The 25,030-nt window shown below is 65.0% G+C and carries 19 protein-coding genes and 1 pseudogene; 7 read left to right on the forward strand and 13 right to left on the reverse strand.

Annotation, left to right across the window (positions count from 1 at the left end; genetic code table 11):
* The first annotated feature begins 121 nt into the window (after nucleotides 1-121).
* The 3 genes and pseudogenes from RT614_RS13225 (at nucleotide 122) to RT614_RS13235 (ending at nucleotide 2,871) form a co-directional block, all read left to right on the forward strand.
* A complete protein-coding gene (locus tag RT614_RS13225) occupies nucleotides 122-646 on the forward strand; it encodes an SRPBCC domain-containing protein (RefSeq protein ID WP_313622565.1) in 525 nt (174 codons plus the stop codon).
* A 46-nt stretch (nucleotides 647-692) separates the two neighbouring features.
* Nucleotides 693-1,781: pseudogene (locus tag RT614_RS13230) on the forward strand (NADH:flavin oxidoreductase/NADH oxidase); the annotation flags it as partial.
* Between the two features lie 25 nt (nucleotides 1,782-1,806).
* Nucleotides 1,807-2,871: a YncE family protein gene (locus tag RT614_RS13235; RefSeq protein ID WP_313622566.1), complete on the forward strand. Its 1,065-nt coding sequence runs from the start codon at nucleotides 1,807-1,809 to the stop codon at nucleotides 2,869-2,871.
* Between the two features lie 70 nt (nucleotides 2,872-2,941).
* On the opposite strand, the gene RT614_RS13240 is transcribed toward RT614_RS13235, so the two are convergent.
* A complete protein-coding gene (locus RT614_RS13240) occupies nucleotides 2,942-3,919 on the reverse strand; it encodes a LysR family transcriptional regulator (RefSeq protein ID WP_313622567.1) in 978 nt (325 codons plus the stop codon).
* A gap of 109 nt (nucleotides 3,920-4,028) precedes the next feature.
* Here RT614_RS13240 and RT614_RS13245 point away from each other — a divergent pair, with 109 nt between their 5' ends.
* Both RT614_RS13245 and RT614_RS13250 read left to right on the forward strand, forming a co-directional pair.
* Entirely contained in the window at nucleotides 4,029-5,354 is a 1,326-nt protein-coding gene (locus tag RT614_RS13245) for an MFS transporter (RefSeq protein ID WP_313622568.1), read from the forward strand.
* Between the two features lie 26 nt (nucleotides 5,355-5,380).
* Nucleotides 5,381-6,694 (forward strand): ArgE/DapE family deacylase, encoded by a 1,314-nt coding sequence (locus RT614_RS13250; protein ID WP_313622569.1) that lies wholly within the window; start codon nucleotides 5,381-5,383, stop codon nucleotides 6,692-6,694.
* A 110-nt stretch (nucleotides 6,695-6,804) separates the two neighbouring features.
* On the opposite strand, the gene RT614_RS13255 is transcribed toward RT614_RS13250, so the two are convergent.
* Complete coding sequence (locus tag RT614_RS13255) at nucleotides 6,805-7,683, reverse strand: LysR substrate-binding domain-containing protein (RefSeq protein ID WP_313622570.1); 879 nt, start codon at nucleotides 7,681-7,683, stop codon at nucleotides 6,805-6,807.
* Nucleotides 7,684-7,780: 97 nt separating this feature from the next.
* On the opposite strand from RT614_RS13255, the gene RT614_RS13260 reads away from it, so the two are divergent.
* Nucleotides 7,781-8,509 carry a glutathione S-transferase family protein gene (locus RT614_RS13260; protein WP_313622571.1) on the forward strand — a complete coding sequence of 243 codons (729 nt, stop codon included), beginning with the start codon at nucleotides 7,781-7,783 and terminating at the stop codon, nucleotides 8,507-8,509.
* 231 nt (nucleotides 8,510-8,740) lie between these two features.
* Here RT614_RS13260 and aceA read toward each other — a convergent pair whose 3' ends face one another.
* Entirely contained in the window at nucleotides 8,741-10,060 is a 1,320-nt protein-coding gene (gene aceA / locus RT614_RS13265) for an isocitrate lyase (protein WP_313622572.1), read from the reverse strand.
* A gap of 321 nt (nucleotides 10,061-10,381) precedes the next feature.
* On the opposite strand from aceA, the gene queF reads away from it, so the two are divergent.
* On the forward strand, nucleotides 10,382-11,206 hold the full coding sequence (gene queF, locus RT614_RS13270) for an NADPH-dependent 7-cyano-7-deazaguanine reductase QueF (protein ID WP_313622573.1): 825 nt from the start codon (nucleotides 10,382-10,384) through the stop codon (nucleotides 11,204-11,206).
* Between the two features lie 34 nt (nucleotides 11,207-11,240).
* On the opposite strand, the gene RT614_RS13275 is transcribed toward queF, so the two are convergent.
* The 10 genes from RT614_RS13275 to RT614_RS13320 form a co-directional block, all read right to left on the reverse strand.
* Entirely contained in the window at nucleotides 11,241-12,242 is a 1,002-nt protein-coding gene (locus RT614_RS13275) for a cytochrome-c peroxidase (protein WP_313622574.1), read from the reverse strand.
* A gap of 170 nt (nucleotides 12,243-12,412) precedes the next feature.
* Nucleotides 12,413-13,720, reverse strand: coding sequence for an MFS transporter (locus tag RT614_RS13280; RefSeq protein WP_313622575.1), 1,308 nt, complete (start codon nucleotides 13,718-13,720; stop codon nucleotides 12,413-12,415).
* A gap of 241 nt (nucleotides 13,721-13,961) precedes the next feature.
* Nucleotides 13,962-14,534 carry a CDP-diacylglycerol--glycerol-3-phosphate 3-phosphatidyltransferase gene (gene pgsA / locus RT614_RS13285; protein ID WP_313622576.1) on the reverse strand — a complete coding sequence of 191 codons (573 nt, stop codon included), beginning with the start codon at nucleotides 14,532-14,534 and terminating at the stop codon, nucleotides 13,962-13,964.
* A 227-nt stretch (nucleotides 14,535-14,761) separates the two neighbouring features.
* On the reverse strand, nucleotides 14,762-16,588 hold the full coding sequence (gene uvrC, locus RT614_RS13290) for an excinuclease ABC subunit UvrC (RefSeq protein ID WP_313622577.1): 1,827 nt from the start codon (nucleotides 16,586-16,588) through the stop codon (nucleotides 14,762-14,764).
* The gene (gene nagZ / locus RT614_RS13295) at nucleotides 16,551-17,609 is read right to left on the reverse strand and encodes a beta-N-acetylhexosaminidase (RefSeq protein WP_313622579.1); all 1,059 of its coding nucleotides are present in this window, start codon (nucleotides 17,607-17,609) and stop codon (nucleotides 16,551-16,553) included. The genes uvrC and nagZ overlap by 38 nt, the downstream gene beginning before the upstream one ends.
* 48 nt (nucleotides 17,610-17,657) lie before the next feature.
* A complete protein-coding gene (acpS, locus tag RT614_RS13300) occupies nucleotides 17,658-18,086 on the reverse strand; it encodes a holo-ACP synthase (protein WP_313622580.1) in 429 nt (142 codons plus the stop codon).
* 46 nt (nucleotides 18,087-18,132) lie between these two features.
* Nucleotides 18,133-18,873, reverse strand: a complete 741-nt coding sequence (pdxJ, locus tag RT614_RS13305) for a pyridoxine 5'-phosphate synthase (protein WP_313622581.1) — start codon at nucleotides 18,871-18,873, stop codon at nucleotides 18,133-18,135.
* The gene (locus RT614_RS13310) at nucleotides 18,870-20,363 is read right to left on the reverse strand and encodes an efflux transporter outer membrane subunit (protein WP_313622582.1); all 1,494 of its coding nucleotides are present in this window, start codon (nucleotides 20,361-20,363) and stop codon (nucleotides 18,870-18,872) included. The genes pdxJ and RT614_RS13310 overlap by 4 nt, the downstream gene beginning before the upstream one ends.
* Nucleotides 20,360-23,590 carry an efflux RND transporter permease subunit gene (locus RT614_RS13315; protein WP_313622583.1) on the reverse strand — a complete coding sequence of 1,077 codons (3,231 nt, stop codon included), beginning with the start codon at nucleotides 23,588-23,590 and terminating at the stop codon, nucleotides 20,360-20,362. Before RT614_RS13315 ends, RT614_RS13310 begins: the two co-directional genes overlap by 4 nt.
* 65 nt (nucleotides 23,591-23,655) lie before the next feature.
* Complete coding sequence (locus tag RT614_RS13320; protein WP_313622584.1) at nucleotides 23,656-24,918, reverse strand: efflux RND transporter periplasmic adaptor subunit; 1,263 nt, start codon at nucleotides 24,916-24,918, stop codon at nucleotides 23,656-23,658.
* Nucleotides 24,919-25,030 lie beyond the last annotated feature (112 nt).

Genomic DNA, 25,030 nt, shown 5'->3' on the forward strand with positions numbered 1-25,030 from the left:
TTAGGATCAACATTAACCGCGCCCGCTTATGCTCGCAAGAACGCTTTCGCCACGAGACACGACATGTTGGCGGCGTATCCCCGCCGCACCGGCCTTTCTTTCTGAATCAAGGAATGACTCCATGATGAACGCCATCATTTGGCCCGACGCCTATTTACCTGGCTTCACCGAGAATTTCGCCTCAAACGAGGTCATCGTTGCGGGCCTTGCCGCCGCCGACATTTGGCCCCTGCTGAGCACCCCCTCGCGCTGGCCGACCTACTACGCCAATTCGGCCAACGTACGCATTCACGACGACAAGGGGCCGGAGCTGGCTGACGGCGTCCAATTCTATTTCGAGACCTTCGGCTTCCCCGTGGAGGCCCAGTGCAACGAGTTCGTGCCACCGACGGCCGGCGCGGCTGGACGCGTGGCGTGGCACGGCTGGGCCGGCGAGCCGGGCATGGACGACCGCCTGGACGTCCACCATGCCTGGCTGGTCGAAGACCTGGATCAGGGCCGGGTGCGCATCCTCACGCAGGAGACACAGAAGGGCAAGCCCGCCGCAGCCCTGCGCGTCGCAAGGCCCAACCCCATGGTCAATGGCCACCAAGACTGGCTGGACGGGCTGGTGGCCGCCGCCCGCGAGGCGCAGGCGCGTCAGTGACGACCACGCTCCACTTCTCATTCCCCCCGAACCACAGAGATTCACAATGTCCGCACTTTATTCGCCCTTCAAACTGAAGAGCGTCACCCTGCGCAACCGCATCGGGATTCCGCCCATGTGCCAGTACCAGGCCCATGAGGGTTATGTGAACGAATGGCACCTCGCTCATTACACGGGCATGGCCCGTGGCGGCGCGAGCCTGGTGATCGTCGAGGCCACCGGTGTCTCGCCCGAAGGCCGCATCACGCCGGGATGCACCGGTCTGTGGGAAGACGGCCAGATCGAAGGCATGGCACGCATCGCGGCAGCCATCCGCGCGGCTGGCTCCGTGCCCGGCATCCAGATCGGCCATGCGGGCCGCAAGGCCAGCGCCAACAAGCCATGGGAGGGTGACGACCACATTGCCGACGGTGACCGTCGCGGGTGGCCGACGATCGGTCCCTCGGCGATCGCATTTGGCGCAGGCCTGCCAAAGGTTCCGCGGGCCATGGACCTGGACGACATCGCCCGCGTCAAGGCCGATTTCGTGGCAGCGGCAAAGCGTGCGCTGGCCGCTGGTTTCCAGTGGCTGGAACTGCACTTCGCGCATGGCTACTTGGCGCAGAGCTTCTTCTCGCCTGTTGCCAACGTGCGCACCGACCAGTACGGGGGCAACGCCGAGAATCGCGGCCGTTTCCTGCTGGAAACGATGCAGGCCGTGCGCGAGATCTGGCCGGATCATCTGCCGCTGACCGCGCGCTTTGGCGTGGTCGAGTATGACGGCAACGACGACGCCTTCTACCCTGAAGCCGTCGAACTGGTGCGCAACATGCGCGACGGCGGCCTGGACCTGATCGACGCCAGCATCGGCTTTTCCACCCTGAACGGCAAGACGCCGTGGGGGCCGGGTTTCTTCGTGCCAGTGGCTGGCCGCGTCAAGCAAGACACGCAGATGCCCGTGGCCGCGAGCTGGTGCATCGACGACCCGCACATGGCCGAACGCGCGGTGGCTGAAGGTCAGCTGGATCTGGTGCTGATCGCCCGCGCACATCTTGCGAATCCGCACTACGCCTACCAGATGGCGGTGGCGCTGGGCAAGGACAGGCCTAGCCAGGTGCTGCCCCCGTCCTATGACTATTGGCTGTCGCGCTACCGGGGTCCGGGCAAAAGGGGGCCGCGCAGTGAGCAGCGCCCTTGCGGGGCAAGGCCAGATGCCGCGCTGGCGGCGTCTGCTGCGGCGAGTCGCGGCACTGTTGTTTGCGTGCCTGCCCTCGCTGACCATGGGCGCCCCGCTGCCGCCTCAGCTGCTGCTGGTGATTTCCAAGACCGACCATGCGCTGCAGCTGCGCGACCCGGTCAGTTTCGCACTGCTCGGCACCGCCCCGCTCGGTCCCGATCCGCACGAAATCCAGGTATCTCCGGACGGCCGCACCGCCTACGTATCCAATCCTGGCTATGGCGCCTTCCACCGCATCGACGTGATCGACCTGGAATCCGGCCAAGCAAAAACGCCAATCGACACCGCGCCGCTGCTGGGACCACACGGACTGGCTTTCATCAAGAACCGCCTGTGGTTCACCGTCCAGGGTTCCAAGGCGATCGCCCGCCTCGATCCTCAGAAGCGCGCTATCGATTGGGTCATGGGCACCGGCCAGGACACGACGCACCTTCTGCACGTGGCGCCCGACGGCCAGCGCGCCTATGCGGCCAATTCCGGGTCAGGCTCGATCAGCCTTTTCGAACGGCGCCTGGTGCAGCCCGCGATTCCCCCCACCGGCGTTCTTCCCGCCGGAGCCAGGCCAAGGCTGGACTGGGTGCACACCATCGTGCCGACCGGACCGGGAACCGAAGGCATTGATGTCTCGCCCGACGAACGGGAACTATGGACGGTGGCGCCGGATGGCACCGTTTACGTTATCGACCTGGACGCGCATCGCGTCGTCGCGACTTTCGCGAGCGGGCTGGAAGGCGCGCACCGCCTTGCCTTCACGCCAGACGGTCGGCAGGTTTGGGTAGTCAGCGTCAAGACCGGTGAACTGGCCGTTATCGATGCAACCACCCACACGGTCGTCAAGCGCTTTCAGACCGGACGCGCGGCCGGCATCCGCATGGACCCGCGCCGCAACCGGGCCTTTGTCTCGTGCACGCCCGACGGCTTCGTCGCGGTCATCGACCTGAGCACCCTGCGAGAGACGGCTCGGATCGCAGTCGCACGACCCGACGGCGTGGCATTGGCCACGCATTGAAACGACTTTCGTACCGGAGTCGAGACCTGTGCCACGCACACTGACAATGTGGACGTGCTCTGTATCTTTATCAGGCCCCTCCGTCTCGGGAAGCCAGCCGCTCGGTCATCGAGTAGCCGTCGATGAAATCCCGGAAGTGCTTCAGGAATGCCATTTCGGCCGGCGTTCGCTGCGCATCGCGATGCCACAACAGGTGTAGCTCTACCGCGCACACGCCCTCGCCGGGCGGAAGCCGCCACAGGCGGCCCTGTTCGATGTCGGCGCGGACGCTGTGCTCCGGCAGGCATCCGATTCCGAATCCCGCGATCAACAGGCGCTTGACCTCATCGTGCTGGGAGGAAGCCGCCACGATTCGGCCGTTGAAGCCGCGCTGGTCGCGGAAGATGGTCAGGGGCGAAAGGCTGTCGCCCAGCGCGTCGCTGGCGAAGGACACGAAATTTTCGCCCAGCAGCTCGTCCATGCGAACGTCGTGGCGACCGAAGAGGGCGTGGTTGCGGCCGCAGAACAGCGCGTAGCGCTGTTGCAGAAACACCTTGTTCTCCAGGCGTTTGGGAATCTGCCGGCACAGCGCGATGCCCGCGGTGGCGGCACGCTGCTGCACAAGCGTGACGATTTCACTGCTGGGCAGGACGTCCAGTTGCACTTCTATGCGCGGATATTCGCGATGAAAGTCCGCCCAGAATTCGTCATAGACCGCTGAATGAATCCGGCTGGCCACCAGCAAGTGCACGCGTCCTACCGCTTCGGCTTCGGTTTGCGACACATCGGTCAGAAGCTGGGACACGTTCCCATGGATAGCTTCGGCGGCGCGGCGCACTTCCTCGCCGGCAGCGGTGATGGTGAAGGCCGAGTTGTGGCGTTCGATCAGGCGCCGCTCCAACTGATCTTCGAGGCGCTTGAGCGCCTGGCTGACGGCCGATTGGGTCAGGTGCAGCTTGGCGGCGGCGGCGCTGATGCTGCGTTCCTGCACGATGACCAGAAAGGTGCGCAGCAGATTCCAATCAAAGCGTCCACCGCTGCGAGCGTCGGGAAGGGCTGGTTTGCTCATGGGACATTATTCTAATTTAAGTCGATTATTAACAAACATAAATTGACGTTATATCCCTGTGGGAGCGATAAAGCGGCTTCGAACATCAAGTCCATTCAAGGAGAAATCCATGGCCGCTCCCGCCAGCGCTGCTGTGGCCCGCCAGCCCGTCCGCGCCGCAGCCGCCGCATTCGTCGGAACCACCATCGAGTGGTATGACTTCTACATCTACGCCACCGCCGCGGCGCTCGTCTTCGGCAAGGTCTTTTTCCCGAATACCGATCCCTTCATCAGCACGATGGCGTCGTTCGGCACGTTCGCTGCCGGTTTCCTGGCGCGGCCGCTGGGCGGCGTCATCTTCGGCCACCTGGGCGACCGGGTCGGACGCAAGAACGCGCTGATGGCGACGCTGGTCATCATGGGCGTGGCCACGGTCGGCATCGGCCTGCTGCCCAGCTATGCCGCCGCCGGTCTGTGGGCTCCCGCCCTGTTGCTGCTCCTGCGCCTGGCCCAGGGTCTGGCCGTGGGCGGCGAATGGGGCGGCGCCGTGTTGATGGCAGGCGAACATGCTTCGCAACGCCGCCGCACGTTCGCCGCATCGTTCGCCCAGTTGGGCAGCCCGGCGGGCCTGATCCTGTCGCTCCTGGCCTTCCGCCTGCTAACCGAGTTGGACGAGCAGGATTTCGTCAGCTGGGGCTGGCGCGTGCCCTTCCTGGTCAGCGCCGTGCTGTTGCTGGTGGGATATTTCATCCGCATCGGCGTCAATGAGTCGCCCGACTTCGCGCAGGTGCTCCAGCGCCAGGAACGCGCCGAAGTGCCGGCCAAGGAAGTGCTACGCACGGCCTGGCGCACTGTGCTGCTGTGCATGGGCGTCTGCACCGTCGCCATCGGCGGCATCTACTTCACCAACACCTTCATGCTGTCGTACACCACGCAGACCCTGGGGCTGAGCCGCACGCTGATCCTCGATTGCCTGTTCGTGGTGGCGATCATCCAGTTCCTGGTCCAGCCGCTGGCCGCATGGCTGGCGGATGCGCTGGGCCCGGTCCGCGTGCTGATCACCGCCGCATTCTGCTCGGTGCTGGCGCCCTACCCGATGTTCATGCTGGTCACGCGCGGCGATGCCGTCAGCATCGTCGCGGGGATTTCCATCGTGCTGGTGTTCATGGCGGCGATCTATTCGGCAATGGCCGGCTACATCAGCTCGGCGTTCGCCACGCACGTGCGCTACTCCGGAATTTCGCTCTCTTACCAGCTCTGCGGCGCGGTGGCCGGCGGCCTCACGCCCTTGGTCGGCACCTGGCTGACCTATCACTACCCGGGCCAATGGTTGCCCCTGGCGATCTTCTATTCCACTTTGTCGGCGATCACGCTGGTCTCGATCTGGGCCCTGGCCGGCCACAAGCGCCGCCTTGGCCTGGGCGTGCAGCACGCCGCCAGCGCTTCCGCCGCCTGACCGCACTCAATCATTAAGGAAACACGATGACTCAAGCCGCTTTGCCGTCCGCGCTTACCGAGGAACAGACCCGTCGCATCCTGCAGGCGGTGGACGAACAGTTCGACGCGCAACTGGCGTTCACCCAGGACTTCGTTCGCTTTCCTTCGCTGCGGGAACAGGAACACACCGCCCAGGACTTTTTGTTCGAAGCCATGCGCAAGCGTGGCTTCGGGATGGACCGCTGGAAGATCGACGTCAAGGACATCGAATCGCATCCGGGCTTTGGCCCGGTCACCGTCTCTTATGAGAATGCCTTCAACGTCGTAGGCACCTACCGTCCCGAGCAGCAGACCGGCCGCTCGCTCATTCTCAACGGCCATATCGACGTCGTGCCGACCGGGCCCGTGGAGATGTGGAGTCGTTCGCCCTGGGACCCCGCCATCGTCGATGGCTGGATGTACGGCCGCGGGGCCGCCGACATGAAGGCCGGGCTGGCCGCCAATCTGTTTGCCTACGACGCCGTCCGCGCCGCTGGCTACGCGCCGGCGGCGCCGATCTACTTCCAATCGGTGGTGGAGGAAGAATGCACCGGCAACGGCGCTTTGGCGGCTCTGCTGCGGGGCTATCAGGCCGACGCGGTGATCATTCCCGAGCCGGAAGAGAACATGCTGGTGCGCGCCAACGTCGGCGTGCTGTGGTTCAAGGTGCGCGTGCAGGGCCACCCGACGCACACCCGCGAGATGGCCAATGGCTTCAACGCCATCGACGCCGCCTACGCCACGATCGAGGCCCTGCGCCGCATCGAGGCCAAGTGGAATGGACAGCACCATTGCCACCGTCATTTCGAACATCTGGAACACCCCATCAACTTCAATATCGGCAAGATTGAAGGCGGAGATTGGCCCTCGACCGTGCCGCCCTGGTGCGAGTTCGATGTGCGCGCGGCCATCTACCCCGGCACGACGGCCGACGAGGCTCGCGCGGAAATCGACGCGTGCCTGCGCGAGGCGGTCTCCGATCCCCGGCTGGGTGGCACGCCACCGAAGGTGACCTACACCGGTTTCTACGCCGAAGGCTACGTGCTGGAAGAAGGCAGCGACGCGGAGAACACACTGCGTGAGTGCCATAAGCAGGCGTTCCAGAGCGACCTCGAAAGCTTCACTACCCCGGGCTATCTGGACGCCCGCGTCTTCGTGATCTACGGCAACATGCCCACGCTCGTCTATGGCCCCAGGTCTCTCGACATACACGGATTCGACGAGCGGGTGCACCTGGAATCGGTGCGCCTCATCACCAAGACCATCGCCCTGTTCATTGCGCAGTGGTGCGGCGTCAGCGACGAACGGGCTTTGCGTTAAAACGCGGCGGGCCGTCGAGCCGGTGGCGCTGGCGCCGGCGGCCCGATGTTCCGCCTCTTCGGGGGCATAACCAAAGTCCGGCATCAGGGCGCAGCAATATTGCTCGCAGGCTATTTCAGCATCAGAAAATCGATCACCGCGCGTACGGCAGGAAGCTGGGCACGTTTCTGCGGCGTCAGGATCGTTGTCATCACGCGGCCGGCGGTCCAGGCCGGCAGCACCCGTGCGAGCCTTCCCTCCCGGACTGCCTGTGCGGTGATCGTTTCCGGCAGGCAGACAATGCCCAACCCCATCTCGGCCGCCTTCATCAACGACACGGATTCATCGGCATAGAACTGCGGCCGCGGCTCGACTTCCACGATGCGTCCATTCGCATCGGCCAATCGCCATGACTTCATCGTCGTGGTGGTCATCAGTCCGTCGTGACTGGTCAACGACTCTGGCCCTTGCGGCGCGCCGCGCTGAGCGACGTAAGATGGCGCAGCCACCAGCGTAATCGGCTCCTCGCTCATGCGCCGCTGTACAAGATCGGAGTCCGGCAGCGGGGCGAAATGGCTGCGGATCGCGATGTCGAAGCCATCCTGCACCAGATCGATGAAGCGGTCGGTGACGTGCAACTGGATGCGCAATTTCGGATGCTGGCGCGCCAGGATGGGAAAGCGATCCGCGAGCTGGAATTGCGCCACGGGAACCGACGCCGTGATCCGCACGGCGCCGCTCGGTTCCGCCAAACGCCGATGAACAACCGTTTCGGCGGCCTCCGCCTCGATCATCACCGCACGAGCGTGGTCGTACACGTCCCGACCCACATCGGTCAGGGTGAAGCTGCGCGACGTGCGGTAAAGCAACTGCACGCCCAGCGTGGCTTCCAGCGTTGCAACCCGCTTGCTGACCGTCGATTTTGGACAACCAAGCCGCCGAGCGGCCGCTGCAAAACCGCCGCTGTCGACGGCCTGAGCGAAAAAATGCAGATCATTGAGGTTGAGCATGTTGGTCTACATATGTGGACATTGAGTCGCAATTTACCCATCTGCCCAAACAATGTCCACGTACGTATATTTCCGGCATCAACAACGGAGAAACGACATGAATCCTGCATCTGAACCGATCCTCATCGCCGGCTTTCCTCTGGGCAGCTCGGCTGGGCTCGTCACCGCATTCGAATGGCTTGGTCAGCCCTATCGCATCACCCGGGTGGACATGCTGGGAGAGATGCGCACCGACGCCTACCAACGGCTTAACGGCAGGGTGGAAACCCCGGTGCTGATCACCGAAGAAGGCCACGTTGTCACCGAGACGATGGCGATCGCCCTGTGGCTGGAGGCGCGGGACGCCGATCGCCGCATCAGCTTCAAGCCCGGCACACCTGAAGCGGACCGGCTGCACCAGTACCTGGCTTTCCTCAACACCAGCTTTACCGGCGCCTTCTATCCCTTGTGGGTCGCGCTGGAAGCGCAGGACGCGAGCGACGTCGAGAAGGAAACCCTGCGCAAGTTTGGCCGTGACGCCGTTGCGCTTCGGCATCGGCAGCTTGAAGCGATGCTGGGCGGTAGCGAGTACCTGTTGGGCAACACGCCGACGCTGGCGGACGCGGTATTCGTCGGTGTGGCGCGCTGGGCGGATTTCCATCAGGCGATCGAGCCGCGTGACTATCCGCGCATCCTGGCGCTGCGCCAGCGGCTTGAATCCGATCCGGCGTTTCGCTTCGCATCCGCGATCGAGGACGGCAAGGCGGCGATCGGCAGCGGCGCCATGAAAGGACTGGTCCCGCTCGACGAGTTGCTGCGCAATACAAGCGGCGTCGTAATGGCTTGAGAGGCCGGGGATGGTGGGTCCAGGCGTCACTCGAAGGCGACGCGCGGCCTGCATCTCCGGATTTTCACGCGAACGATGGAACGTTAAATCCAAAAAAAAGGGTGCCCGCAGGCACCCCGAATCCACCCTACAACAGCACCTTCAACTACAACTGCAAAATCTCAAGCGGTGTCAGACGCTCAGGCACACCAGACACATGGACCGGAAGGCGCCTGACACCTGTGGCTGCGCTTACGCCGCCTTCTGCGTCTTGCCGTGTTCGAACTGCGCCTCTTCCGTGGAACCGGTCAGCGCGGTAGTCGACGACTTGCCGCCTTCAATCGTCTGGGTCACGGCGTCGAAGTAGCCGGTGCCCACTTCGCGCTGGTGCTTGACCGCCGTGAAGCCCAACTCGGCAGCGGCGAATTCCTTCTGCTGCAGTTCCACGAAAGCGCTCATCTGGCGACGAGCGTAGCCATGGGCCAGTTCGAACATGCCGTAGTTCAAGGCGTGGAAGCCAGCCAGCGTGATGAACTGGAACTTGTAGCCCATGGCCCCCAGCTCGCGCTGGAACTTGGCGATGGTGCCGTCGTCCAGGTTCTTCTTCCAGTTGAACGACGGCGAGCAGTTGTAGGCCAACAGCTTGCCCGGGAACTGGCGATGGATGGCGTCCGCGAACTTGCGGGCGTACTCCAGGTTGGGCGTGGACGTTTCGCACCAGATCAGGTCGGCGTACGGCGCGTAGGCCAGGCCGCGCGAGATGGCCTGGTCAATGCCGGCACGGGTGCGGAAGAAGCCTTCCACGGTGCGGTCGCCGGTAATGAACGGACGGTCGTTTTCGTCGACGTCGCTGGTCACCAGGTCGGCGGCGTCGGCGTCGGTGCGGGCCAGCAGCAGCGTGGGGGTGCCCATCGTGTCGGCCGCCAGGCGGGCCGACACGAGCTTGGCCACGGCCTCGCGGGTGGGAACCAGCACCTTGCCGCCCATGTGGCCGCACTTCTTCACCGAGGCAAGCTGGTCTTCGAAGTGAACGCCCGAGGCGCCGGCCTCGATCATGGCCTTCATCAGTTCATACGCGTTGAGCACGCCGCCGAAGCCGGCTTCGGCGTCCGCCACGATGGGAGCGAAGAAGTCGATGTAGCCTTCGTCGCCCGGGTTCTTGCCTTCCATCCACTGGATCTGGTCGCAGCGGGTCAGCGAATTATTGATGCGGCGGACCACTTGCGGCACCGAGTTGGCGGGATAGAGCGACTGGTCGGGGTACATCTCGCCGGCCAGGTTGGCGTCGCCGGCAACCTGCCAGCCCGACAGGTAGATGGCCTTCAGGCCGGCCTTGACCTGCTGCATGGCCTGGTTGCCGGTCAGGGCGCCCAGGGAATTGACGAACGGCTCGCTGTGCAGGAGCTCCCACAGACGGGTGGCGCCGCGGGTGGCCAGCGTGTGTTCGACGCTGATCGAGCCGCGCAGGCGGATGACGTCCTCGGCGCTATAGTCGCGCTTGATGCCTTGCCAGCGGGCGTTTTCAGCCCAGTCCTTTTGCAGGTTACGGATTTCGGTTTCGCGATTGCTCATTGTGATGCTCCTGGTCAGTGATAGAGAGAACTTCAAAGGATTCGCGTCTTGCGTTGCGTGAATCGTTGGAGAAAGTCTATGCCTGTGCTGCGGAGCAATGTGAACGCATGTCTTATACAAGACGAAAAATATTAGCCACGAAAATCAATAAGTTACGCGCGGCATTTTGTATAATGAAACGCGATTGTCGTTTGTGAAATGCCGCCCCGCTGCTGCGCAGCACCGACTTTCACATGACGAGAGTTACATTTCACATGGCGGAAAATCAGGCCTTTTTCGAGCCCCTACAATGCCGTCATCCCCGTTCCCAATGTCTTCGCTATGACCCTGTCTCACGGCCCGCTTGGGCAGAGCGTGGCCTATGCCTCGCAATACGACCCCTCGCTGCTCTTTCCCATCGCGCGCGCGCACAACCGCGCGGCGCTGAATCTGCACGCCGACAACCTGCCCTTTCAGGGGGTGGATCTATGGAACGCCTACGAGCTGTCCTGGCTGGACGCCAAGGGCAAGCCGCGCGTCGCCATGGCGACCTTCTCGGTGCCGGCCGACAGCCCCAACATCATCGAATCCAAGTCGTTCAAGCTTTACCTGAATTCGTTCAACCAGACGCGCCTGGTGAACTCGGCCGCGCTGCGCGGCCGCCTGGAACGCGACCTGAGCGCCGCCGCGGGCGCGCCAGTGGGACTGGATTTCTTCCTGCCGCAGCGATTTTCTGAATTGCAGATGGGCGAGCTCGAAGGCATCTATATCGACAAGCTGGATATCGAGATCGACACCTACGAGCCGGCGCCGGAGCTGCTGCGCACGCGTCCGGGAGACGTCGTCGAGGAAACCCTGGCGTCGCGCCTGTTGAAATCGAACTGCCCGGTGACGGGACAACCGGACTGGGCCACGGTGCAGATCCGCTACCGCGGCGCGCCGATAGACCGGGAATCGCTGCTGCGCTACGTGGTGTCGTTCCGCCAGCACGCGGAATTCCATGAGCACTGCGTCGAACGCATCTTCAGCGACATCATGCAGGCCTGCGGGCCCCAGCACCTGACGGTGTACGCGCGCTACACGCGGCGCGGCGGGCTGGACATCAATCCGTGGCGCAGCAACTTCGAGACCGCGCCGCCGACGGACATGCGCACCGTCCGGCAATAACGTAAACGGCCGCCCCAGGGGCGGCCGCTTTGTTTTACTTCACGAACGGTTCAGGACGCGGCGTGTCGTCTTCCGACGGCGGCAGCACGGGATACTGGATCACCGGCTGGTCGCCGGTAAGTGTCTTCAGGAAGGCCACGATCTGCGCATTTTCGTCCGCCGTGAACGTGCGGCCCAATTGCAGGCGGCCCATCACATCCACCGCCTGCGTCAGCGTGGCGGCCTCGCCGTCGTGGAAGTAGGGATACGTCAACGCCACGTTGCGCAATGTCGGCACCTTGAAGTTGAAGCGGTCGGCATCCTTGCCCGTGACTGCGGCACGCCCTTCGGCCTTGTTTTCGGTGACGTAGGGCGTAACCAGCCCCATCTTCTGGAACGAGTTCCCGCCCACGGCCACCCCGTTGTGACAGGCCACGCAGCCGCTGTTCTTGAAGAGTTCATAACCGCCCAGTTCACGCACCGTGAGCGCCTTCTTGTCGCCCTTGAGCCACTGGTCGAAGCGCGAGTTGGGCGTAACCAGCGTTTCCTCAAATGCCGCCAGCGCGCTGGTGACTTCGTTGATGGTGATCTTGTCGTTGCCGAAAACCTGCTTGAACTCCGCGCGATAGCCCGGAATGGAGTTCAGCACCTGCACGGCCAGTTCATGCGACGAGGCCATTTCCATGGGGTTTTCGATGGGTCCGCCCGCCTGTTCACGCAGGTCTTTGGCGCGACCGTCCCAGAACTGGGCGATGTTGAGGCTGGAATTGAGCACCGTGGGCGAGTTGATGCCGCCCTGCTGCCATTTGTGGCCGATGGAGGACTTCAGGTTGTCCGACCCGCCCATGGCCAGGTTGTGACAGGAATTGCATGAAATCGCGCCGGAGCGCGACAGCCGGGGATCGAAGAAGAGCTTCTTGCCAAGCTCCACTTTTGCCGGCTCTTTGATCGCGGCGGGCTCGATCGGCTGGATGGGTTCCTGGGTGGAGCTCCAGGCTTGTCCCGCCCACAATCCCAGTACGATCCCCACGGCCAGCAGCGTACTTTGCTTTCTCATTTGCTTCTCCTGTGAATAACCTGTGCAACTACGTGGTTATTACAGCGAGCAAGAGACCGGGCGGCCTTGCGGGGCGTCAACCCTCGCGAGCCGCCGTGTGGAGGAGAGCCGGGAGTTTGACGGTGCTCAATGAAACCGGGGACGCCGCCCTTCTGCGAGCCGGCGCCCCGTCAGGAGCGCGCCGCGACGGCAGCCGCGGGCGGTTCGGCGCGCCGTGCCTGCACGGCGATCCATTGCGCCAGGAAGGCGGCGGCCGTGAACGCCACGCCGGCGCCCACCCACGGGCCCTGGCGCAATCCGGCGTCAAGCAGCAGACCGAAGGCCAGCGGGCCAAGAGCCGAGCCCACGTCCATGCCGGAATACACCAGGCCGTAGACCGAGCCGGTGGAACCCTTGGGCGTCACGCGGCGGATCAGCATGTCGCGCGACGGCGCGGCCACGCCGGAGCAGAACCCGGCCAGGGCGACCACCGGCGCGGCCAACACCGCGGGCACCAGGCCCAGAGCCAGCACCACCAGCGTCAGCCCCGCCAGGATCAGCGCAACCATCACGGTGCGCTCGGTGCGAGGATTGGCCGATACGAGGAAGCCGCCGGCCGCCATGCCCACCGCCGAGGCCACCATGTAGCCGGACAACGCCGAGCTGGCGGTGACCTTGGACAGGTCATAGAGCTGGCCCAGCAGCGGAATCGTGTAGTTCTGCACCGACGACAGCGCGATGGAGGTGCAGGCAAAGAACAGGAATGCGCCCCACAGCGCCGGTTTGGCCAGCAGCGCGGTCAGGGTGGCCAGCACGCCCTCTTGGGGCTGCGCCGCCTGTTTTACGGCCGGGCTGCCGTCCTTGTCCTCGCCGCGCGCGTCCAGCGGCGACGGGCCGCCAAGCAGGTCGCGGCCCAGCACCGTCAAGAGCAGCACCACCGCCACCAGGCCGGCGGCGCTATAGGCCGCCACGCGCCAGTTGGCCAGCAGCGTGATGGTCGTGATGAACACGGGCGTGAGCGCCCAGCCCAGGTTGCCGGTCAGCCCGTGCGTCGAGAACGCGTGGCCCAGGCGGGGCGCGGTGATGCGATGGTTGATGATGGAATAGTCGGCGGGATGGAAAACCGAATTCCCGATGCCGCCGACGATGGCCGCCGCCATCAGCATGGCGTAGCCCGTGGCCGAACCGATCAGCACGCCCGACAGCACGAAGCAGGCCAGCCCGAACCACAGCACGGGACGCGCGCCGATCCGGTCGACCACGAAGCCCGATGAGGCCTGGCCGACTCCGGACACCACGTAAAAGGTGGACACCAGCAAGCCGAGCCGCGCAAAGTCCAGGCCGAATTCCAGCCCCAGGGCGCCATAGAGCGACGGCAGGACAAGCTGGAAAAAGTGGGACGAGGCGTGCGCCACGCCGATGAGCAGGATGATTTTCCAGTCGCGCCGACGTACGGCGGCGTCCGAGAGCAAGGTATTGGCGGCGGTGGCGGTGTTCATTGCGAAAGGCCGCGGGGCGGCGGCAGGGGTGCGTCCGCGCCAGGCGGTTCGCAGGTTGTCTCCGGCGACGACCGGCCATTCGACCGGGCGTCGTGTTCTCGGCGATTGCGGCGCGGGGCCGTGCCGGATCGAGCCGGCAAATCGCTCTTGAAGTGATACGGCGGCCGTCTTGCGCGAGCCGGGCCGCCGTGGGTCATGCTTGCTGGCCCCGGCGGATGCGGCCGGCGCCGTCACATCGAAACTACATGGCCTTTTCGCGAATGGCAGGCCATGCGCGTTGCAGGTAATACAGCATCGACCATACCGTCAGCACCGCCGCGACGATGATGAGCACATCGCCCAGCAACCGCGTGCTGACGCCGTGAATCGGCTGGTTGTACAGCAGGCAGGGAATGGCCACCATCTGCGCGGCGGTCTTGAACTTGCCCAATCGGTGCACCGCCACGCTGGCGCTGGCGCCAATCTTGGCCATCCATTCACGCAGGGCGGAAATCGTGATTTCGCGACCGATGATGATCAGCGAGATGAAGGCGTCGACCCGGCTGAGGTCCAGCAGGACGATCAGGGCGGCGCAGACCATCAGCTTGTCGGCCACGGGGTCCAGGAAGGCGCCAAATGCCGAAGTCTGGTTCCAGCGCCGGGCGAGCCAGCCGTCAAACCAGTCGGTCAGCGCGGCAATGATGAAGGCCCAAGCGGCGAAGGTGTCGCGCATGGGTACAGACATCCAGCTCTCGGGCAGATAGAACAGCCCGACCACCAGCGGGATCATGGCGATACGCAGCCACGTCAGGATAATGGGAACATTAATTGGCATAGTGTCCGTATGCTAACAGTAAGAGGCTCCCCCCGAAGCGCCTGCGGCGCCTCCCCCCAGGGGGCGCCGCAGCGGACCGGCGGAGCCGGATCCGCGCGGCCCGGACGGTTCGTGGGTGCGACGGGGATGTACCGCAGCGCCTAATTTTGGTTTCGCGGTGCCCTTGAAACCGCCGTTTGGCGCGTCGGAGTTGGTGTGAAAAGCCGGATACATTTCGCGAGCCATCTTCAGCGTAGCGCCTCGTAGATGCGGATGGCCAGGTCTTGGGAGATGCCGTCCACCGATGCCAGGTCTTCGATGCTGGCGCGGGCGACGCCCGAGAATCCGCCGAAGCGGGCGAGCAGGCGTTGGCGGCGGCGGGCGCCGACGCCTTCGATTTCCTCCAGTCGGGAGACGTTGCGCGTCTTGGCGCGGCGGGCGCGCATGCCGGTGATGGCGAAACGGTGGGCCTCGTCGCGCACCTGGGCGATCAGCATCAGCGCGGCGGATTCGCCGCCCAGCGCGACCGGCGGCCGCTCGTCCGCGAAGACCAGGGTTTCAAGGCCGACCTTGCGCCCTTCTCCCTTGGCCACGCCCACCAGCGTCTGGATGTCCAGGCCCAGTTCCGCGAACACCTTGCGCGCGACCTCGACCTGGCCCTTGCCGCCGTCGATCAGGACCAGCCCCGGCATCTGCGCTTCGCCGTCCGCCACCTTGGCGAAACGACGGGTCAGCACCTGGCGCATTGCGGCATAGTCGTCGCCGGGCGTGATGCCGGCGATGTTGTAGCGGCGGTAAAGCGACGGTTGCATGTCGTGGTGTTCGAATACCACGCAGGAGGCCTGGGTTGCTTCGCCGGCCGTGTGGCTGATGTCGAAGCATTCGATGCGCAAGGCGTCCAGCGCGGCCTCGTCCGTGTCCATGTCCAGCGTTTCCGCCAGCGCCAGGGTGCGGGCGGCCCGGGCGCCCGATTCGGTGAGCGCGCGAGCCAGCGCCATTTCGGCATTTTTCGTCGCCTGCTCCAGCCAGGACCGGCGGGTGCCCTGCGGGCGCGTCAGCACGCGCGACGGGCGGCCGCCCGCCTGTTCCACCAGCAACGAGATCAGTTCCGGGTCGGGCAACGAGTGGCTACAGACCAGCACGGGCGGCATCGCGTTTTCGGTGTAGTGCTGCGCCACGAAGGCTTCCAGCACCTGCGGCGCCGCCTCGCCCTCGGCGTGCGTGGGAAAGAACGGCTTGTCACCCAGATGACGGCCGCCGCGCACCATGGCCAGGTTCACGCACACCTTGCCGCCAGCCACCGCCACCGCGATGATGTCTGTGTCCTCGCCGCTGACGTTCTCCATGGTCTGCTGGTGCAACACGCGCGCCAGCGAGCCCATCTGGTCGCGCAGCGAAGCGGCTTCCTCGAAGCGCAGTTCGGTTGAGGCCTGCAGCATGCGGGCCTCGATCTCGCCCATGACGTCCTTGGCTTCGCCGTTCAGGAAGCGCACGGCGCGCTGGACGTCGCGGCCGTATTCGGCGGCCTCGATCGCGCCGACGCAGGGCGCCGAGCAGCGGCCGATCTGATGCAGCAGACAGGGGCGCGAGCGATTGGCGAAGACGCTGTCTTCACAGGTGCGCAGGCGAAAGACCTTCTGCAGGATCTGGATGGTTTCACGCACCGCCCACGCGTTGGGGAACGGGCCGAAAAACTGCCCGCGTTTGTTGGTGGCGCCGCGGTAGTAGGCGATGCGCGGCCAGTCGTGGCCGGTGATGTGCAGGTAGGGATAAGACTTGTCGTCGCGGAACAGGATGTTGTAGCGCGGCTTCAGGCTCTTGATGAGGTTGTTTTCAAGGATCAGCGCCTCGGCCTCGGAGCGCGTCACCGTCACCTCCAGCCGCGCGACCTTCGACACCATCTGGGCGATGCGCGGGCTGGCAAGGTTCTTCTGGAAATACGACGAGACGCGCTTCTTCAGGTCGCGCGCCTTGCCGACATACATGACCTCGCCTGCTGCATCCAGGTGCCGGTACACGCCCGGCAGATGCGGCAGGTCAGCCAGGAACGATTTGAGATTGAAGTCGTCGGGCATTCTGATAACGGCTTTCGGCCTGCAAGGTGTCCCAATCCGGCGCGTCGAAACGCGGCATCAGGCGGCGGATACGGGCCACGGATTCGGGCGCATGGTCGAACTCAAGGCGCGACAGCAGTTCGTCGGCCAGGTCCGGGCGGTTGCACACCAGCACCATGTCGCAGCCGGCGCGCAGCGCGGCGTTGGCGCGGTCAAGGATGTCGCCCGCGACGGACGCGCCTTCCATGGTGAGATCGTCCGAGAACACGACGCCGTCGTAGCCCAGGCGCTTGCGCAGGATGTCCTGCACCCAGCGCTTGGAAAAGCCGGCCGGATGCTTGTCGACCTTCGGATAGATGACATGCGCGGGCATGACGGACGGCAGCACGGCGTCTCCCAGCCAGGCGTAGGGCGCACCGTCGTCCTTCAGGATGTCGTCGAGCGTGCGCGGGTCGACGGGAATCTCGTGGTGCGAGTCCGCCCCCACGAAGCCGTGGCCCGGGAAGTGCTTGCCGCAGGCGGACATGCCGGCCAGCGCCAGGCCTTGCACCAGCGCGCGCGACAGCATGGTCACCACGCGCGGATCATGGTGGAAGGCGCGATTGCCGATCACCTTGCTGACGCCGTAGTCCAGGTCGAGCACGGGCGTGAAGCTCATGTCGACGCCGCAGGCGCGCAGTTCGGCCGCCAGCACGTAGCCCGCTTCCGTCGCGAGCCGCGTCGCGTGCAGGGGATCACGGTCCCACAGCACGCCCAGTTCGCGCATCGGCGGCAAGGCGGTGAAGCCGTCTTCGCGGAAGCGCTGCACGCGCCCGCCTTCGTGGTCCACCAGGATAAGCAGCCGCTCTTTGCGGGCCTTGTGGATCTGGCGCGTCAGCTCGGTGAGCTGGGCGCGGTTTTGGAAATTGCGGGCAAAGAGAATGACGCCGCCCACGAGGGGGTGGCGCAGGCGCTTCTTTTCCGCCTTCGTCAGGGTGTATCCCGCCACATCGACCATCACGGGGCCGGGAGGCAGGACCGCCTTGGATTTCTTCTTGGCCATAGGAGTGTCCTTGTATCTGTGTGCCGCAAGCCAGCCGCTTGAAGGGGCTCAGGGCTTGCGCTCGACCACCACGTATGCGGCGGCCATGTCGGATTCGTCGGTGATGGAAACGTGGGCTGCTCCGAACCGCTGCGTGTACCAATCCAGCAATTCGGGGGCGATTACCAGCACGGGCCGCCCACCGGGCGCATTCAGCGTCTGCACGCGGCGCCACGTCATGGGCATGCGCATGCCCAAGCCGATTGCCTTGGAGAACGCTTCCTTGGCCGCGAAGCGGGTGGCCAGGAAGCGCAGGCCGCGCACGGGATCGCGCGCGCGGCGGGCTTGAAATTTAAGCAGTTCCTCGGCGCCCAGGATCTTTTCCGCGAAGCGGTCGCCGTGGCGCGCCAGGGCGCGTTCGATGCGGTCGATCCGCAGCAGGTCCATGCCGATGCCGGCGATGGCGCCGGCGGGAGTGGCGGAGGAAGTATCGGGCATGGGCGTCTGCGCAGGAGTAACGGGGGATTGCGTCATCGGCCCGCGTTCAGGCGCCGCGCAGGGCTTGCAGGCGGGCCTGCACCATCAGCGCCTTCATGTCGCGCACGGCCTTTTCCCAGCCGTCGAAGATCGATTGCGCCACGATGGCGTGGCCGATATTCAGTTCGGAGATGCCGTCCAGCGCCGCGACCGGTTTGACGTTGCCGTAATGCAGCCCGTGTCCAGCATTGACGCGCATGCCGTGGCGCAGGCCTTCGGCCACCGCCACGCGGATGCGCTGCAGTTCCGCCAGGGCAGCGTCGCCTTCGGCTTCGGCATAGGCGCCGGTGTGAAGTTCGATCACAGGCGCGCCGGCCTTGGCGGCCGCGGCGATTTGAATGGGATCCGGATCGATGAAGAGCGACACGCGGATGCCGGCTTCGGCCAACAGGGCCACGGCATCCGACACCGGACCCATGGCGCCCGCGACTTCCAGCCCGCCTTCCGTGGTGAGTTCGGTGCGCTTTTCAGGCACCAGGCAGACGTCGCTGGGCTTGACCGCGCAGGCGATCTCGAGCATTTCCGGGGTGACGGCGCATTCCAGGTTCATGCGCGTGCGCAACTGCGGGCGGATCGCATAGACGTCGGCGTCCTGGATGTGGCGCCGGTCTTCGCGCAAATGCAGCGTGATCAGGTCTGCCCCGGCGTCCTCGGCGCGCAGCGCGGCGGCGATCGGGTCGGGATACGCCGTGTGGCGCTGCTGCCGCAGCGTGGCGACGTGATCGATGTTTACACCAAGTTCTATCATTGCACTTTCGTTGTTTCTTCCCAGCCGCCGCCCAGCGCCTTGTACAGTTCCACGCGATTGATCAGCGCGGCCAGGCCGGTTTGCACCAGCGACAACTGGGCGTTGAAAAAGTCCACTTGCGCGGTCTGCACCTGCAAGTAGCTGTCGATCCCATTGGTATAACGCAAATTCGACAGCTCCAGCGTGCGCGCCGAGGAATCCTGCAGCGCGCGCTGGGCGTCAAGTTGCGCGCCATACGTGGCCTCGCCTGCCAGGGCGTCCGACACTTCGCGGAACGCCTGCTGGATAGTCTGCTCGTACTGCGCCACCGCGATATTGTCTCGCGCCTTGGCCAGGTTCAGGTTTTCGCGAATGCTACCGCCGGCAAACAAAGGCGTCGTGATCGACGGCGAGAAGCTCCAGTAGCCCTGCCCGCCCTTGAACAGATCGCCCAGCGACGGGCTGGCCACACCCAGCAGGCCCGTCAGCGAGATGGTCGGGAAGAATGCCGCGCGCGCCGCGCCGATATTCGCGTTGGCGGAAAGCAGCTGGTTTTCGGCTGCGGCGATGTCTGGCCGGCGTTCGAGCAAGTCGGACGGCAGGCCGGACGGCACCGTGGCAAGGAGCTGATCGCGACCGAACTGCGCGGGCGCGGGCAGCGTATCCGGCAGCGGAGTTCCCACCACCAGCACCAGGGCATTCATGGCTTGCGCACGCGCGCGCGCCAGTTGCGCCAGGTCGGCCGAGGCCGTATCCAGCAGCGACTTGGATTGGTTCAGATCCAGTTCCGAGGCCACGCCGCCGTCGAACCGGCGTTTGACCAGGTCGTAGGATTCCTGGCGTGACGCCAGGGTTTGCTTCGTCAGTTCCAGCTGGACTTCGGCGGCGCGCAGATTGAAGTACGACTGCGCCACCGAACCCACCAGGGTGATATGCACGGACTTTTGCGCCTGCTCGGTCGACAGGTATTGCTGGTAAGCAGCCTCGGACAGGTTGCGCAGGCGGCCGAAGAGGTCGATCTCGAACGTCGTCAGACCGATGCCGGCCTGGTACGAGCTGCTGATCGAACTGGAATCGGGACCGCCGGCCCGCATGTTGGCCGGCAGATGCTGGCGCTGGCCCTGGATGCCGGCGCCGATGCTGGGCCATTGTTCGCCGCGCTGGATGCCGTACTGCGCCCTGGCCTCTTCCACGCGCTGCACCGCAACGCGCAGGTCGCGGTTGTTGACCAGAGACAGCTCGATCAAGGCTTGCAGGCGCGGATCGCGGAAGAATTCACGCCAGCCCAGGTCGGCGGCCGGCGTGCCTTGTTCGGGCATCACGTCCGAGGACGGCTGCATGCCCAGGGTGGTGGAGCGCGTGTACGCGCCGTATTGCACCTTGGGCTGGTCGGGCCACGCGCCGCTGACGGGCGCATCGGGACGTTTGTAGTCGGGCGCCAGCGAGCAGCCGGCCAACGCCACCGCCACGAAGGCGGACAAGGCGGTCTGTCTGAACATCAGGGCTTTCATTCCTTGCCCTCCTGGCCACCAGTGGGTTGTGCGGTTTGCGGCGTCGCCGGTGCAGCGGCCTGCTGGGCCGCCGCCTTCTTGGCGGCCTGCTCTTCCTCGAAGGCGCGCAGTTCCGCGCCGAGCAGACGCGGACGGGTCTTGAACAGGCCCAGCACCACGACGAAGAAGGTCGGCACGAAGATCACCGCGAACGGCGTGGCGGCCAGCATGCCGCCCAACACACCCAGACCGACCGCGCGCTGGCTGGCCGCACCTGCGCCGGTCGCCATCGCCAGCGGGATCACGCCCAGGATGAATGCAAGCGAGGTCATCAGGATGGGGCGGAACCGCAGGCGCGCGGCCTCGACCGCGGACTCGTACAGACCCATGCCGCGCGCGTATTGGTCTTTGGCGAATTCCACGATCAGAATGGCGTTCTTGGCCGCCAACCCGATCACGGTCACCATCCCCACCTGGAAGTACACGTCGTTGGACATGCCCAGCGCGCTGACCAGCGCCACCGCGCCCAGCATGCCCAGCGGCACCACCAGCATGACGGAAATCGGGATGGCCCAGCTTTCGTACAGCGCGGCCAGCACCAGGAACACGACCAGCAGCGACAGGCCCATCAGGATCGGCGCCTGGTTGCCCGCCTGGCGTTCCTGGTAGGACAGCCCAGTCCATTCGTAGCCGAAGCCCTGCGGCAACTGTCCGACCAGGCGCTCCATTTCGGCCATGGCCTCGCCCGTGGTGTAGCCGGCCGCCGAGCTGCCGCCGATGCGCATGGATTCGTAGCTGTTGTAACGAACCACCTGCACCGGACCCTGCACCCATTCCGCCGTCACGAACGTGGACAGCGGCACCATCCCGCCCTGCGTGTTGCGGGCGTTCAGCTTGAGCACGTCGGAAAGCTGCATGCGGTACGGCGCGTCGGCCTGGACCCAGATGTTCTGCATCCGCCCCATGTTGGGGAACTTGCTCAGGTAGGCCGAGCCGACCGCCGTGGAAATCAGCGATGCGGCTTCGTTGAAGTCCACGCCCAGGGCGGCCGCCTTATCGCGGTCGATGTTCAGGCTGAGCTGCGTACCCGCCGCCAGGCCGGTGATGCGGACCTGCGACAGCACGGGGCTTTTCATGGCTTCGCCCATCAACTGGGCCGTGGCCGCGGCCAGGGCGTCAGAGCCGGCCGAGCCGCGGTCCTGCAGGCGCAGGTCGAAACCGGTGGCGTTGCCCAGGGACGAAATGGCGGGCGGCACCAGGGTGAACACCTGCGCGTCGTGAATGCCCATCAGCTGCTTTTCGAAGGCGACGAACGCAATCGCGCCTGCGGAGTCCTTGCGCTCTTTGCGGTCCTTGAAGTCCTTGAGCGTGGTGAACGCGATGGCGGCGTTCAGGCCGTTGCCGTTGAAGCTGTAGCCCTGCACGGCAATGATGTTTTCCACGGCCGGGAGGCTGCTGAAGTACTTTTCGACCTGCTCGATGACCTCGACGGTGCGATTGGCGCTGGCGCCGGTGGGCAGCTCGATGTTGCTGACCACGTAGCCCTGGTCTTCCTCGGGCAGGAACGACGACGGCAGGCGCAGGTACAGCCAGCCCAGCAGCAACACCAGCACCAGGAAGATCAGCATCATCCGACCGCCCTTGTGCAGGATGCGCGACACCCAGTTCTGGTAACCGTGCGTGGTGGCGTCGAACTTGCGGTTGAACCAGCCGAAAAAGCCCTTCTTGTCCTCGTGGTGACCCTTGGGCACCGGCTTGAGGATCGTGGCGCACAAAGCCGGCGTGAAGGTCAGGGCCAGCAGCGCCGAGAAGAAGATCGAGACCGCCATGGCCACCGAGAACTGCCGGTAGATCACGCCCACCGATCCGCTCATGAAGGCCAGCGGCAGGAACACCGTCACCAGCACCAGCGTGATCCCGATGATGGCGCCGCTGATCTGCGGCATCGCCTTCTTGGTGGCCTCTTTGGGCGGCAGGCCCTCCGTCGCCATGATGCGCTCGACGTTTTCGACCACCACGATGGCGTCGTCCACCAGAATGCCGATGGCAAGCACCATCGCGAACATGGTGAGCACGTTGATCGAGAACCCCAGCGCCAGCATCACCGCGAACGACCCCAGCATGGCCACCGGGACGACCAGCGCCGGAATCAGCGTGTAGCGCACGTTCTGCAGGAACAGGTACATCACCAGGAACACCAGCACCATGGCTTCGGCCAGGGTATGGAGCACCTGCTCGATGGACACCTTGACGTAGGGCGCGGTGTCGTAGGGAATGGAGTACTGGATGTTGCCCGGGAAGTACTTGGACAGTTCCTGCATCTGCTGGCGCACGCCCTGCGCCGTGGCAAGCGCGTTGGCGTTGGGCGACAGCACGATGGCGAAGGCGGCGGTGGGCTTGCCGTTCAGGCGGGCCCCGAACTGGTAGTTGTCGGCGCCGACTTCGATGCGGGCGACGTCACGCAACAGCACCTTGGAACCATCGGTGTTGGCGCGCAGGACGATCCTGCCGAAACCGTCCACCGTGCTGAGCTGGCCGTTGGCCGTGACCGTGGCGGTGATGCGCTGAGATTCGGGGTTGGGCGGCGCGCCGACGCTGCCGCCTGAAATCAGCACGTTCTGGCCCGCGATCGCGTTGTTGACTTCGGTCATGCTGAGGTTGAAGCCCACCAGCTTGGCGGGGTCTACCCAGACACGCATGGCGCGCGGTGCCGCGAAGAGTTGGAACTGCCCCACGCCCGGCACCCGCGACACCGGGTTCTGCACGTTGCGGGTGATGTAGTCAGCCAGCGCGGTCTGGTCCAGCGAGCCGTCTGCCGACGACAGCGCAACGATCATCAGGAAGCCCGTGCTGGTCTGCTCGTACTGCAGACCTTGCTGCTGCACGGCGGCGGGCAACTGCGCGATCACGTTGGACACGCGGTTCTGGACGTCCACCTGGGCCAGGTCTGGATTCGTGCCCGGCTGGAAGGTGGCGGTGATGGTCGAGGTGCCGTAGGAATCGCTGACCGACTCGTAATAGATCAGGCCTTTGGCGCCGTTGAGTTGGTCTTCGATGATACTGGTGACCGATTCAGCCACTTCCTTGGACGACGCGCCGGGGTAGGTGGCGGTGATCGTGATGGCTGGAGGGGCTACGTCCGGGTACTGCGCGACCGGCATGTTCGGGATGGCCAACACCCCCGCCAGCAGAATGAAAAGGGCAACTACCCAGGCGAAAATTGGTCGATCGATAAAAAATTGCGGCATGTGGGCTGACTCTGAAAGCGATGCTCACCAAAGGGGAACGCGGCGCTTGCTGCGCCGCGTGCCGCTTACGATTTCTGGCCTGCGGCCTTGTCCTGCGGGGCAGGCTCGGCCGGCTTGGCGCCGGGCTGCGGGGCGGATTCGGCTGGCTTGGCTCCCGGCTGCGCCGCCGGTTTGCCGCCCTGAGCGGGCGCACCGCGGTTCCATTCGCTGACCTGCACCGGCGCGCCGGGACGGATCTTCTGGAAGCCTTCCACGACGACGACGTCACCGGCCTTCAGGCCGCTGGTAATCAGCCAGTTGTTCTGGTGCGCGCCGCCGGTGGTGACGGACGCCTGCGCGATGTGGTTGTCGCGCACGAGCATCAGGCTCTGCGTGCCATCGGCCGTACGCTGCAGCGCCTGCTGCGGCACCATCAGCGCGCTGTCGTCGAAGCCTTGCTCCAGCCGCACCCGCACATACATGCCCGGCAGCAGGATGCCATCGGGATTGGGCACTTCGGCGCGCAGGTTCACCTGACCCGTGGACGGGTCCACGGTGATGCCTGTGAAAAGCAACTTGCCGGGGTGTTCGTATTCCGAGCCGTCCTCGAGCACCACGGTGGCGCGGGCGGCGTCCTGGCCCACCTTTTGCAGCCTGCCGCTGGCGAAGGCGCGGCGCAATGCGGCCAGGTCGGTGGTGGACTGCGTGAAGTCGACGTAGATGGGATCCAGCTGCTGCACGGTGGCCATCTGCGTGGCGGACGTGGATTCGACCAACGCGCCTTCGGTCACCAGCGGCTTGCCGATGCGTCCGGTGATGGGCGACGTGACATCGGTATAGCTGAGATTGATGGCCGCATTGTCCTGGGCGGCCTTTGCAGCGGCGACGGAGGCGTCGGCCTGGCGATACGACGCCACGGCGTTGTCATATTCCTGCTTGCTGACGGCGTTGGCCTTGACCAGCGGCGCGTAGCGGTCGGCGAGCAGCTTGGCGCTGAAGAGGTTGGCCTGCGCCTGCTTGAGCTGCGCCGTCGCTTGATCGAAAGCGGCCTTGTAAGGGGCGGGATCGATCTTGAACAGCAGCTGGTTTTCCTTGACGTCGCCGCCCTGTTCAAAGGTGATGCGCTGGACGATGCCGGTGACTCGGGCGCGGATCTGGGCGTCGCGAACGGCGTCCACGCGGCCCGGGAGTTCGGAGACGATGGGAGCGCGCTGCGGCTGCACGGTGATGACGCTGACCTGCGGCATGCCGGGATTCATCTGTGGCTTTTCACCGCAGCCTGTCAATATCAGCGCGAGGACGCCGCCGGAAAAAGCCAGACCCGAAATACGTTTAGGCGAAAACCGCATTGAAACCCCCGCGTAGCGTAATGAACCGCGTCGTGAAATCGCGTCAAGTTACCGCGCTATTCCGAACGTACCGATTAGCAGCGTTCAAAATATGACCATGCGTCACTAACGA

The organism is Achromobacter sp. (assembly GCF_032102605.1).
GTDB lineage: Bacteria > Pseudomonadota > Gammaproteobacteria > Burkholderiales > Burkholderiaceae_B > Achromobacter.